Source organism: Amorphus suaedae, assembly GCF_053629675.1.
Map to the genome: position 1 here is coordinate 1,817,577 of NZ_JBRJIT010000001.1, position 12,490 is coordinate 1,830,066.

Annotated in this window: 9 protein-coding genes; 1 reads left to right on the forward strand and 8 read right to left on the reverse strand. The window is 68.4% G+C overall.

Annotation, left to right across the window (positions count from 1 at the left end; all coding sequences use genetic code 11):
* Positions 1–234: 234 nt before the first annotated feature.
* Positions 235–2,454, reverse strand: a complete 2,220-nt coding sequence (gene katG / locus AB7M35_RS08240; protein WP_453958770.1) for a catalase/peroxidase HPI — start codon at positions 2,452–2,454, stop codon at positions 235–237.
* A gap of 277 nt (positions 2,455–2,731) precedes the next feature.
* On the opposite strand from katG, the gene AB7M35_RS08245 reads away from it, so the two are divergent.
* On the forward strand, positions 2,732–3,661 hold the full coding sequence (locus AB7M35_RS08245; RefSeq protein WP_453958771.1) for a LysR substrate-binding domain-containing protein: 930 nt from the start codon (positions 2,732–2,734) through the stop codon (positions 3,659–3,661).
* Between the two features lie 101 nt (positions 3,662–3,762).
* Here AB7M35_RS08245 and pnp read toward each other — a convergent pair whose 3' ends face one another.
* The 7 genes from pnp to AB7M35_RS08280 all read right to left on the reverse strand — a co-directional run bounded on the left by pnp (position 3,763) and on the right by AB7M35_RS08280 (position 12,469).
* Complete coding sequence (gene pnp, locus AB7M35_RS08250) at positions 3,763–5,886, reverse strand: polyribonucleotide nucleotidyltransferase (RefSeq protein ID WP_453958773.1); 2,124 nt, start codon at positions 5,884–5,886, stop codon at positions 3,763–3,765.
* A gap of 213 nt (positions 5,887–6,099) precedes the next feature.
* Positions 6,100–6,369, reverse strand: a complete 270-nt coding sequence (rpsO, locus tag AB7M35_RS08255; protein WP_453958774.1) for a 30S ribosomal protein S15 — start codon at positions 6,367–6,369, stop codon at positions 6,100–6,102.
* A 234-nt stretch (positions 6,370–6,603) separates the two neighbouring features.
* The gene (gene truB / locus AB7M35_RS08260) at positions 6,604–7,605 is read right to left on the reverse strand and encodes a tRNA pseudouridine(55) synthase TruB (RefSeq protein WP_453958775.1); all 1,002 of its coding nucleotides are present in this window, start codon (positions 7,603–7,605) and stop codon (positions 6,604–6,606) included.
* The gene (gene rbfA / locus AB7M35_RS08265) at positions 7,602–8,003 is read right to left on the reverse strand and encodes a 30S ribosome-binding factor RbfA (RefSeq protein WP_453958777.1); all 402 of its coding nucleotides are present in this window, start codon (positions 8,001–8,003) and stop codon (positions 7,602–7,604) included. The genes truB and rbfA overlap by 4 nt, the downstream gene beginning before the upstream one ends.
* Positions 8,004–8,039: 36 nt before the next feature.
* Positions 8,040–8,702 carry a class I SAM-dependent methyltransferase gene (locus AB7M35_RS08270; protein WP_453958779.1) on the reverse strand — a complete coding sequence of 221 codons (663 nt, stop codon included), beginning with the start codon at positions 8,700–8,702 and terminating at the stop codon, positions 8,040–8,042.
* A gap of 75 nt (positions 8,703–8,777) precedes the next feature.
* Complete coding sequence (gene infB, locus AB7M35_RS08275; protein WP_453958781.1) at positions 8,778–11,774, reverse strand: translation initiation factor IF-2; 2,997 nt, start codon at positions 11,772–11,774, stop codon at positions 8,778–8,780.
* A 50-nt stretch (positions 11,775–11,824) separates the two neighbouring features.
* The gene (locus tag AB7M35_RS08280) at positions 11,825–12,469 is read right to left on the reverse strand and encodes an RNA-binding protein (protein ID WP_453958782.1); all 645 of its coding nucleotides are present in this window, start codon (positions 12,467–12,469) and stop codon (positions 11,825–11,827) included.
* Between the last annotated feature and the right edge of the window lie 21 nt (positions 12,470–12,490).

Sequence of the window (12,490 nt, forward strand, 5' to 3'; positions counted from 1 at the left end):
ACGAAAGGAGGCCGGCGCGTCGTCGAAGCCCGGCCTCCCTGTCGTCGGATCAACGACGGGAAACGGTCCCCGCCCGCCCCTGCGATCCTTCGGCGCCGGTCGTCGGCGACCCGGCGGCCCGCGGCGGCCCGCGCAGGCCCGCCGGAATCAGAAGGCCGGCGCCTCGACCCTGTCGACGCGCCGGCCTTCGTGTTCTTGCTCACCCCGCGAGGCGCGGGGCGGATGCCTGCCGGATCAGATCAGTTCCGGCCGCAGGTCGAAGCGGTCGGCGTTCATGACCTTCACCCAGGCCGCCACGAAGTCCTTGACGAACTTGTGCTGGTTGTCGCGCTGGCCATAGACCTCCGCGAGCGCCCGAAGCTGGGAGTTGGAACCAAACACCAGGTCGACGCGCGTCGCGGTCCACTTGAGCTCGCCGGTCTTGCGATCGTGGCCCTCGAACTCGTCCTCGTCGTCGTCCACCGGGGTCCACTTCGTGCCCATGTCGAGCAGGTTCACGAAGAAGTCGTTGGTGAGCTGGCCCACCCGGTGGGTGAAGATGCCGTGCCGCGAATCGCCGTGGTTGGCACCGAGCGCCCGCATGCCGCCGACGAGCACGGTCATCTCCGGGGCGGTCAGCCGCAGGAGCTGCGCCTTGTCGAGCATCAGCTCCTCGCCGTGGATGGCGAACTTGGCCTTCTGGAAGTTGCGGAACGCATCCGCGACCGGCTCCATAACGGCGTAGGCCTCGACGTCGGTCTGCTCCTGGCTGGCGTCCATGCGGCCCGGCGAGAACGGCACCTCGACCGGATGGCCGGCGTCGATCGCCGCCTTCTCCAGCGCGGCGGAGCCGCCGAGCACGATCAGGTCGGCAAGCGAGATCTTCTTGTGGCCGTCCTGCGCCGCGTTGAACTCCTGCTGGATGCCTTCCAGCACGCCGAGCACCCTGGCGATCAGCGCCGGCTCGTTGACCTCCCAGTTCTTCGCCGGCTCCAGGCGGATGCGCCCGCCGTTGGCGCCGCCGCGCTTGTCGGAGCCGCGGAAGCTCGCCGCCGCGCCCCAGGCCGTCTTCACCAGCTCGGTCACGCTGAGACCGGAGCCGATGATCTTCGCCTTCAGCTCCTTGATGTCCACGTCGTCGACGAGGATGTGGTCGCACTCCGGGATCGGGTCCTGCCAGAGCAGATCCTCGTCCGGCACTTCCGGGCCGAGATAGAGCGTCTTCGGGCCCATGTCGCGGTGGGTCAGCTTGAACCAGGCGCGGGCGAACGCGTCGGCGAACTGGTCCGGGTTCTCGAAGAAGCGGCGCGAGATCTTCTCGTATTCCGGATCGAAGCGGAGCGAGAGATCGGTGGTCAGCATCGTCGGCTTGCGGAACTTGCCAGGCGTGTGCGCGAACGGGATCATCTCCGGCGCATCCTTGGCCACCCACTGGTGGGCGCCGCCGGGGCTCTTCTCCAGCTCCCACTCGAACCCGAACAGGTTCTCGAAGAAGTTGTTGCTCCACTGGGTCGGCGTCTTGGTCCAGGTGACCTCGAGGCCCGAGGAGATGGTGTCGTCACCGAGGCCGGTGCCGTGGCTGCTTTCCCAGCCGAGGCCCTGGGAGGCGAGGACGCCGCCCTCCGGATCGACGCCGACGGCGATCGGGTCGCCCGCGCCATGGGTCTTGCCGAAGGAGTGACCGCCGGCGATCAGCGCCACCGTCTCCTCGTCGTTCATGGCCATCCGGCCGAACGTGTCGCGGATGTCCTTGGCCGCGGCGACCGGGTCGGGGTTTCCGTCGGGGCCTTCCGGGTTGACGTAGATGAGGCCCATCTGCACGGCCGCCAGCGGGTTCTCCAGCTCGCGCTCGCCCGAATAGCGGCTGTTCTGGCCGCCGCTGAGCTCCAGCCAGGCCTCCTCGGCGCCCCAGTAGACGTCCTCTTCCGGCTCCCACACGTCGGCGCGGCCGCCGGCGAAGCCGAACGTCTTGAAGCCCATGGACTCCAGCGCGACGTTGCCGGCCAGGATCATCAGGTCGGCCCAGGAGATCTTGTTGCCGTACTTCTGCTTCACCGGCCACAGGATGCGGCGGGCCTTGTCGAGGTTGACGTTGTCCGGCCAGGAGTTGAGCGGCGCGAAGCGCTGCTGACCGCGTCCGCCGCCGCCGCGGCCGTCGCCCTGGCGGTAGGTGCCGGCGGAGTGCCAGGCCATGCGGATCATGAACGGCCCGTAGTGTCCGAAGTCGGCCGGCCACCAATCCTGGCTGTCCGTCATCAGGTTCTTCAGGTCCTGCTTCAGCGCCCAGTAGTCGAGGGTCTTGAAGGCCGTCTGATAGTTGAAGTCCGGCTCCATCGGATCGGAGAGGGACGAGAACTGGTGAAGGACCTTGAGGTTGAGCTGGTTCGGCCACCAGTCGCGGTTGGACCGCATGCTGGTGTTGGTCGAGCCGTGGATGACCGGGCATTTGCCCGAGTTGTCGACTTTCGCGTCCATGTTTCTCTCCACTCGCAGTTCTGATTCTTGCCCTAGCGCTGGCCGCGACCCGTCCACCGGCCAGTCGGATATCCCCGCGAACGGAGACCTCCGTGGCGCCGCGCCCCAGCGCCTTGCGGCGCCGGCGTCCGGCTGGGTGGCGGGGGCGCCGACCATGGCACGTGCCCCTGACGGCGGACCCGGCCCTGCCGGATCCACGCAGGCGCATTCTGCCCCAGAGCTTTTATAAGTTCCAATTTGTTTGAATGCGCGTGCCGATTAGATTATCTAATCGACCATGGTCACGATGAAGCAGCTCCGTTATCTCGACGCGCTCGCCCGCAACCGGCATTTCGGCCGCGCCGCCGACGAATGCGCCGTCACCCAGCCGGCCCTTTCCCAGCAGATCCGGCTGCTGGAAGAGGAACTGAAGCTGCAATTGGTGGAGCGCCTCCCCCGCGAGATCCGCCTTACCGAGGACGGCATCGAGATCGCCCGCCGGGCCGGGCGCATCCTCACCGAGGCGCGCGATCTGGTCGATCACGCCCATCACCGCGCCGAGGTGCTCACCGGCTCCCTCCGCCTCGGGGTGATACCCTCCATCGCGCCCTACATGCTGCCGGAAGCGCTGCCCCGGCTGCAGCAGGACTTTCCGGGTCTGGAGCTGTCGATCCGCGAATCCCTGACCGCGACACTCCTCGACGAGCTGCTCGCCGGCGCGCTGGACGTGGCATTGGTGGCGCTGCCCGTCGCCCCGCAGGGCCGCGACGTGGAGACCGCCACGCTGTTCGAGGATCCGTTCGTGCTGGCGGTGAAGGCCGGCGCCTTCGACGATCCGGGCGCGAGCGCCGAGGAGATCATCGCCAAGGCGCCGCTGCTGCTCCTGGAGGAAGGCCACTGCCTGCGCGACCAGGCGCTCGCCTACTGCCAGGCGGTGCGCTCCGACCTGCACAGCCGCTTCGGCGCCTCCAGCCTCACCACCATCCTGCAGATGGTGGCGAACGGCTTCGGCGTGACGCTGCTGCCGGAAATGAGCATGTCGGCGGAGGTGATCGATCCGCGCATCACGCTGCTGCGCTTTGCAGATCCCGCGCCCAAGCGCGACGTCGGGCTGGTCTGGCGCCAGTCGTCGCCCCGCAAGGCCGATTTCGCCGCACTGGGGCGCGTGCTGACGGGTTGCGCGGAAGCCGCCGGCTGCGACCGGGCGACGCGCGCGCCGGCGCTCTGAGCCGCGCCCGGCGCCTCCGGCCGGACGACACCAGCCACAAACGAAAACGGCGCCTCCCGAGGGAGGCGCCGCATCGATGATCGATCGAAGGAAGGAAGCGGTCAGGCCGCTTCGCCGTCGATTTCCTTGCCGGTCGTCTGGTCGACGATCTTCATCGACAGGCGAACCTTGCCGCGCTCGTCGAAGCCGAGCAGCTTGACCCAGACCTTGTCGCCTTCCTTGACGACATCGGTGACCTTCTCCGGCCGACCGTTGGTCAGCTGGGAGATGTGCACCAGGCCGTCGCGGGAGCCGAAGAAGTTCACGAAGGCGCCGAAGTCGACGGTCTTCACGACCGTGCCCTCGTAGACCTGGCCGACCTCGGGCTCGGCGGCGATGCCCTTGATCCAGTTCAGCGCGGCGGTGATCGCCTTGCCGTCGGAGGAGGCCACCTTCACCGTGCCGTCGTCGGAGATGTCGATCTTGGCGCCGGTCTTCTCGACGATCTCGCGGATCACCTTGCCGCCGGTGCCGATCACTTCCCGGATCTTGTCGACCGGGATCTTGATCACCTCGATGCGCGGGGCGTACTCGCCGAGGTCCGTGCGGGCCTCGGTCAGCGCCTTCGACATCTCGCCGAGGATGTGCGCGCGGCCGGCCTTCGCCTGCTCGAGCGCCACCTTCATGATCTCCTCGGTGATGCCGTCGATCTTGATGTCCATCTGAAGCGAGGTCACGCCCGCCTCGGTACCGGCCACCTTGAAGTCCATGTCGCCGAGGTGATCCTCGTCGCCGAGGATGTCGGAGAGCACCGCGAAGCGGTCGCCTTCCTTGATCAGGCCCATGGCGATGCCGGCCACCGGACGCTTCAGCGGAACGCCGGCGTCCATCAGGGCGAGCGAGGTGCCGCAGACCGTCGCCATCGACGACGAACCGTTGGACTCCGTCACTTCCGACACGACGCGGAGCGTGTACGGGAACTCATGGTGCAGCGGCAGCACCGGACGCAGGGCGCGCCAGGCGAGCTTGCCGTGGCCGATTTCGCGGCGGCCGGGCGAACCCATGCGGCCGGTCTCGCCGACCGAGAACGGCGGGAAGTTGTAGTGGAGCATGAAGGTGGACTTGTAGGTCCCCTCCAGCGCGTCAACGAACTGCTCGTCGTCGCCGGTGCCCAGCGTGGTGACAACCATCGCCTGGGTCTCGCCGCGGGTGAACAGCGCCGAACCGTGGGTGCGCGGCAGGATGCCGACTTCCGACTCGATCTGGCGGACGGTCTCCAGATCGCGGCCGTCGATGCGGATCTTGTCGTCGAGGATGCGGCCGCGGACGATCGACGCCTCGAGCGACTTGAAGAGGCTGTTGACCACTTCCTTGGCGACGACTTCGCCGTTGCCGTTGTCGACGCAGAGCGCGGCGACGACCTTCTCCTTGACGGCGGAGATGGCGTCGCGACGCTCGAACTTCACCGGGATCTGGTAGGCGGCGCGCAGGTCGGCCTCGGCGAGGTCCTTCACCTTGGCGAGAACGGCGGAGTGATCCGGCACGTTGTGCTCGCGCGGCTCCTTGGCGCCCTTCTCGGCGAGGCGGATGATCGCCTCGATGACCGGCTGGAAGCCGCGATGGCCGAACATGACGGCCTTCAGCATCTCGTCTTCCGAAAGCTCCTTCGCTTCGGACTCGACCATCAGCACGGCGTCATGGGTGCCGGCGACGATAAGGTCCAGCTTGGAGTCGGCGACGCGGTCGACTTCCGGGTTCAGCACGAACTCGCCGTCGATCAGGCCGACGCGGGCGCCGCCGATCGGCCCCATGAACGGCACGCCGGACAGCGTCAGGGCGGCGGAGGCCGCGACCATGGCGACGATGTCCGGGGCGTTCTCCAGGTCGTGCGACAGCACGGTGATGATCACCTGCGTGTCGTTCTTGTAGCCTTCGGCGAACAGCGGACGGATCGGGCGGTCGATCAGGCGCGAGGTCAGGACCTCATGCTCGCTCGGGCGCCCCTCGCGCTTGAAGAAGCCACCCGGGATGCGGCCGGCGGCGAACGCCTTTTCCTGGTAGTTGACGGTCAGCGGGAAGAAGTCGAAGCCCGGCTTCGGCTCCTTCTGGGAGACGACGGTGGCGAGCACGGTGGTCTCGCCGTAGGTGGCGAGGACGGCGCCGTCGGCCTGGCGCGCGATGCGGCCGGTCTCGAGCGTGAGCGGGCGTCCGCCCCAGTCGATGGTCTCTTTGTGAATCTCGAACATGGTTATCCTTTCGTCATGCGGGAACGGCACGACGGACCATGGGCAAGACGGCAAGACACAGGAGCGGCTCCAGTCGCTTCGCGCGGAATTGCTTTAGCGATGACCCTGCCCCTTTGCCGTGCGATCCTGCCCCATGGCTCGGCGTAGCTCCGTTTTCGGTGTGTGGCATGGGGGACGGCGGCCGCCCCCCATGGCCGGAGGCAAACGCGCTTGTTAGCGGCGGATGCCGAGACGCTTGATCACGTCCTGGTAGCGGCTCTCTTCGATGTTGCGAAGATAGTCCAGGAGGTGGCGGCGCTGGCTGACCAGCATCAGAAGACCGCGGCGGGAATGGTTGTCCTTGGCGTGGGTCTTGAAATGCGCGGTGAGGTTGACGATCCGTTCGGTCAGGATCGCGATCTGGACCTCGGCCGAGCCGGTGTCCGTCTCGGACTTGCCGAATTCCTTGATGAGTTCAAGCTTGCGTTCAGTCGTGATCGACATCGTGGTCCTTTCTTGGCGCCCGACCGCGTGGCGGCCAGGCTGTCTTGTGGGAAATGACTGCGATGGAGGCACATTCGCCCGTCCATCGGGGGGCGGCCGAAGCCGGGATGTCGTCCAGCATGGTCGCCCAATACAAGTGGGCCGGGAAACAGCGCTCCCCGGCTCACGGCGGCACTCATACGCAATTCCGGCCCGCGAGGCCAGACAAATCCGCGTCAGCGGCCGCAGAGCGCCTCAGCGGCGCGGTTCGGTGTGGCGGAACACCCGCCGCGGATTGAACATGCCGCTTTCCACCGCGCCGAGCGCGACCAGCTTGCCCGCCGCCACCGCGTAGGCCTCGCCCTCGAACATCGGCGCGTCGCGGCCCTTCAGGATGACCGCCTGGCCGCGGCGCAGGCGCCCCGCGTCGCTGCCGTCCACGGTCACCGACGGCAGCGCGTAGAACGCCGTCTCGATGGCGCGCAGGTGCGTGTCGAGCGCCGCCTCGCCGTTCTCCGCCTCGGCCATCTCGCGCAGCGCGTCGAGGGTGATCATGTCGATCTCGCCGAACGGGCCGACGGCCAGCCGGCGCAGGTTCGACACGTGGCCGCGCACGCCTAGGTCCCGGCCCATGTCGCGCGCCAGCGCCCGCACGTAGGTTCCCTTGCCGCACTCCGCCTCGAACACCGCCTCGTCGTCGCTGAGGACGTCGACCAGCCGCAGCGCGTAGACGGTGATGGTGCGGGCGGCGAGCTCGACCACCTCGCCGTCGCGCGCCAGGTCGTAGGCGCGCTCGCCGGCCACCTTGATCGCCGAATAGCGCGGCGGGATCTGCTGGATCTCGCCGACGTAGCGGTCGAGGATCGCCTCGATGTCGGCCCTGGCCGGGCGCTCGTCGGACGACGCCACGACCTCGCCCTCGGCGTCGTCGGTCTCCGTCTCCTGCCCCCAGCGCACCACGAACCGGTAGACCTTCCGGCCGTCCACCACGTAGGGCACCGTCTTGGTCGCCTCGCCGAAGGCGATCGGCAGCAGGCCCGAGGCCAGCGGATCGAGGGTGCCGGCGTGGCCGGCCTTCTCCGGCTTGAACAGCCGCTTCACCGCGCCGAGCGCCTCGGTCGAGGTCAGGCCGATCGGCTTGTCCAGCACCAGCCAGCCGTTGACGTCGCGCTTGCGGCGCGGCGGCTTGCCGCCCTTCTTGCGCGGCTTGGCGGTCGGCTGGGGTTCGGGCTGCAGCTCCGGGGTCAGGGCGTTCATTTGTCGTCTCCGCCCTCGGCCTGCTCGTCGCCGTCCAGGTCCTTGCGGACCTCCGGCGCGTTCAGGAGCTCGGTGATCGCGTCGTCGTCGTCGAAGCGCGTGTCGATGATGAAGCGGACGTCCGGCACGAACTTCAGCTCGACGCGCCGGGCCAGCAGGCCGCGGATCTGCTTGCGCGCATCCGCCAGCGCCCGGATCGTGCGGTCCCGGTCGATGGTGTCGCCGAGCGGCATCACCAGCACGGTCGCGATCTTCAGGTCCGGGCTCATCCGCACCTCGGGCACGGTGATCATCTGGCTCGGCACGCCGAGCCCGTGGACGTCACCCCGGATCAGGATGTCGGAAATGGCGTGGCGGACGAGTTCTCCGACACGCAGTTGGCGTTGGGACAGGGACATCGGAACGACTTGCGAGTTGAATGTGGAAGGGCTGCCTCACGGGCGGCGGATGGCGATCAGCGACTTGATCAGGCCAAACGCCCGCTCGGCGCGAATGTCGGCGTCGGGAAACAGGGCCCGCATCTGCGAGCGGTCGAGAAGGTTCGCGTCCTGGATCATGTCCATCGCGTGGGAAAGGTCGGTCGCCTTGGCGTAGAAGCCGTTGCGGCGGGTCATGAACAGCCGGTAGCGCAGCGGCTCCGGGAGAAACTGCACGAACGGCGTGCGCGCATGCGGCTCGATCGGAAACCAGAAATACGGCGTCTGGACGAAGTAGGCGCGGGCCAGCCGCCGCACCTCGCCGGCCATCGCCTGCATGTCCCGCCACCGTCCGACGTGCTCGATCACCGAGTTGGAATGGACGATGTGGAAACTCCCATCCGCGAAGTCCGGCATTGAGCGGGCATCGCCCACCACCGCGCGGACCGGCGACCCCTGGGTGTCCTGCGCGGTCAGGTTGGTGATGGTGACGGAGATGCGCTCCCACGGCAGATCGCCGCCGAACGCGTCCCAGTAACCGGCCGTCCCGCCGATATCGAGGACCCGGCAGGTTTCGCCCGCCGGCAGGCCGGCGAGGACCTCGTCAAGCAGCGCGCGGAACAGCGCGAACCGCTGGGCCCGGAACCTGTTTCCCGCCGAATTGGGAGCGATATCCAGCATCGAGTCTCTCCGCCCGCCGCGGCCAGGCAAGGTGCCCGCGGCGGAGAAAGCTCAGGGTTGGCGTCACCGCGCGGTCTAGAGCGACCGCGCGATTTCCTCGACCCGGTAGCACTCGATGACGTCGCCGACGCGCATGTCTTCGTACTTCTCGAAGGCCATGCCGCACTCCTGGCCGCCCTGGACCTCCTTCACTTCGTCCTTGAAGCGCTTGAGGGTCGAGAGCTTGCCTTCGTGGATCACGACGTTGTCGCGGATCAGGCGGACGTAGGCACCGCGCTCCACCATGCCCTCGGTGACGCGGCAACCGGCGACCTTGCCGACCTTGGTGATGTTGAACACCTCCAGGATCTCGGCATTGCCGAGGAACGTCTCGCGACGCTCCGGCGACAGCATGCCGGACATGGCGGCCTTCACGTCATCGATCAGGTTGTAGATGATGTTGTAGTAGCGCACCTCGATGCCGGCCCGATCGGCGGCGTCGCGGGCCTGGCGGTTGGCGCGGACGTTGAAGCCGATGATCGCCGCACCCGACGCTTCGGCGAGCGTCACGTCGGATTCGGTGATCGCGCCCACGCCGGAATGCAGCACGCGGGCGATGACCTCGTCGGTGTTCAGCTTCTCGAGCGCGCCGATGATGGCCTCGACCGAGCCCTGCACGTCGCCCTTGATGAGCAGCGGGAACTCGGAGCGGCCGGCCGACGTCTTCAGGTCGCTCATCATCTGCTCGAGCGAGCCGCGGGCGACCGGCTTGGCCGACTGCTTCTCGCGCCGCAGGCGCTGGCGATACTCGGCGATCTCGCGGCCACGGGCCTCGCTCTCCACCACCGCGAAGCGGTCGCCGGCGTGCGGGGTCGACTGCAGGCCGAGCACCTCGACGGGCATCGACGGACCGGCCGACGTGACCTGACGGCCGTGGTCGTCGACCAGGGCGCGGACACGGCCCCACTCGGTGCCGGCGATCAGGATGTCGCCCACCTTGATGGTGCCGCGGTGGACCAGCACGGTCGCCACCGGGCCGCGACCGCGGTCGAGCTTCGCTTCGATGACGATGCCTTCCGCCGCGCGGTCGGGGTTCGCCTTCAGCTCGAGCACTTCGGTCTGCAGCAGGATCGCTTCCAGCAGCTTGTCCAGGTTGGTCTGCTTGAGCGCCGAGACCTCGACCTCGAGGGTGTCGCCACCCATCGATTCCACGACGATCTCGTGCTGCAGCAGCTCGGTGCGCACCCGGTTCGGATCCGCGCCCGGCTTGTCGATCTTGTTGATCGCCACGATGATCGGCACGCTGGCGGCGCGGGCGTGATGGATCGCCTCGATCGTCTGCGGCATGACGCCGTCATCGGCCGCCACCACGAGGATGACGATGTCGGTCGCCGTCGCGCCGCGGGCACGCATGGCGGTGAACGCCGCATGGCCCGGCGTGTCGAGGAAGGTGATCTTCTGACCGTCCTGCTCGACCTGGTAGGCGCCGATGTGCTGGGTGATGCCACCCGCTTCGCCGGACACGACGTTCGCCTTGCGGATCGCGTCGAGCAGCGACGTCTTGCCGTGGTCGACGTGGCCCATGATGGTCACGACCGGCGGACGCGTGATCAGCACGCCGTCGTCGTCCGGCTGGTCGAAGATGCCTTCCTCGACGTCGGATTCCGACACGCGCTTGACCGTGTGGCCCATTTCCTCGGCGATCATTTCCGCCAGATCGGCGTCGATCACGTCAGTGATCTTGTGCAGCTCGCCCTGCTTCATCAGCAGCTTGATCACGTCCACGCCCCGCTCGGCCATGCGGCTGGCGAGTTCCTGGATGGTGATGGTCTCCGGCAGGATGACCTCGCGGACGATCTTCTCGCGCGGCCCGGTCTGGGCGGCGCGCTTTTCCTTCTCGCGGCGGCGACGCATGGCCGCAAGGCTGCGGCCGCGCTCATTCTCGTCCTCGAGGGCGGTGGTGATGGTCAGCTTGGTGCGGCGACGCTCGTCGGTCTTCGGCGTCGGCTTGGCCGGCACGGCGACACCGCCGCGGCCACGCTTCGCCTTCGCCTTCTCGGCCTCCTCGTCGTCGAGCTCGGCCTGGGTCTTGCGACGCGCCGGCGAACCCTCGGCGTCCTTCGCCTTGGGCGCGCTGCGGCGATCCGTACGGCCTTCGCCGTCGGGGGCCGGCATGGCGGCTTCCGCATCGGCGGGCGACGGCGTGCCTTCGCGCTGGACGCGCAGCGCCTCGATGGCCTCGGCCTTGCGGCGGGCCTCGTCGGCGACGCGCTTGGCTTCGGCTTCCTCGGCCTGCTCGCGGCGGATCCGGTCGAGCTCTTCCCGCTCCTTGCGGGCCTCTTCCTCGGCGCGGCGGCGGTCGTCCACCTCGTTGACGCGCGCGGACGCCAGCGCCGCGGCGCGGGCCTTGGCTTCCTGCTCGGTCAGGGTGCGGTGAATCTGCTGTCCGCCACGCGCCGGGCCGCGCGATGCGCCGTCACGGCGGGCATCGTCGCGTCCACGCGGACGCTGCTGGTCCTGGCGGGCGGGACGGGCCTGCGGCGGAGCCTGGGGGGTGCGTGCGGCCGGAGCGCGCGCGACCGGTGCGGCCGGCGCTGCGGGCTTGGCCACCGGAGCGGAGGCAGCCTCCACCGGGGCGGGGGCCTCCGGTGCGTCCGGGGCCTTCGCCTCGACGGGAGCCGGGGCCGGAGCCTCTTCGGCAACCGGAGCGGCCTTCGGCTCGGCTGCGGCCGGCGCCTCGGCGTCCGGCGCTGCTTCCTCGACGCGCTTGGCCGAAGTCGCGGCCTTCTCGGCGGCGGCCTTGTCCAGTTCCGCTGCGGCGGCATTCGCCTGCGCGATCTTCGCGGCGGCGGCCTCCTGCGCGGCGGCAGCCTCCTGCGCGGCCGCCTCCTGGGCAGCAGCTTCCTGGGCCTTGGCTTCCGGCGAACCCGGAACCACGACGCGCCGCTTCTTCTTCTCAACCACGACCGCCTTCGACCGCCCATGGCTGAAGCTTTGGCGCACGGTCCCCTGCTCCACTCCGCGGCGGAGGGAGAGAGTGCTCTTGCGCTCAACGCTCAGGGTCTTGTCGCCGGTGTTATTCGTGTCGCTCATACTTGCCTTCGATCCTACGGTCGGGCCATGCGCCCACCGCCCTGCGTCCGCTATATCTCAATACCTGTGCGCTCGAACAGGGGCGCTGTCGCGCCACGACCCGTCCGGTAGCGTTCAAGTCGGTCTGCGCGCTCAAGGAATCCGGTGCTTGCCCGGCCCGATTTCAGGCACGCATGTATCACAAGATCGCGCCCCAATGCCAAACTCAATTGGGAGGCGTCAAAACTCGCCACAAGCGGAATCGCGTCGGAAACTCCGAAACGCCGCTTGACGGCCTGTCCCAGTTTGCGTCGTCCGTCCGCCGCTCCGTCACTTGCTTCGACGAGGCAGGCGAGTGTGTCGCGGGCAATCGACGCCTCGACGGAACCGAATCCGTCGATTGCCAGACCCGCCTTGCGGGCCAGGCTCAGGAAAGCCAGCGCGCGCTCGCACAGAAGCGTCTCGATGCGGTCCGCCAGTCCCGGCTCGACCGTCACCTGCTCCTTGAACCCGCGCGAGAATAGGCGCTTTCGCTCCGCCTCTTCAACCGCCGCCCGGCTCGCGGTGACCCAGACCCCGCGTCCGGGCAGTTCGCGCTTCAGATCCGGCACGACCTTCCCGTTGGGATCGAGGACGAACCGAATCAGCTGTTCGGGAGGCGCCGACGTCCGTGTGACCAGGCATTGCCGCTCGGCGGGCTTGTTGCTGCGCGGCATGGCTGCCCCGTTCTCCGTTCC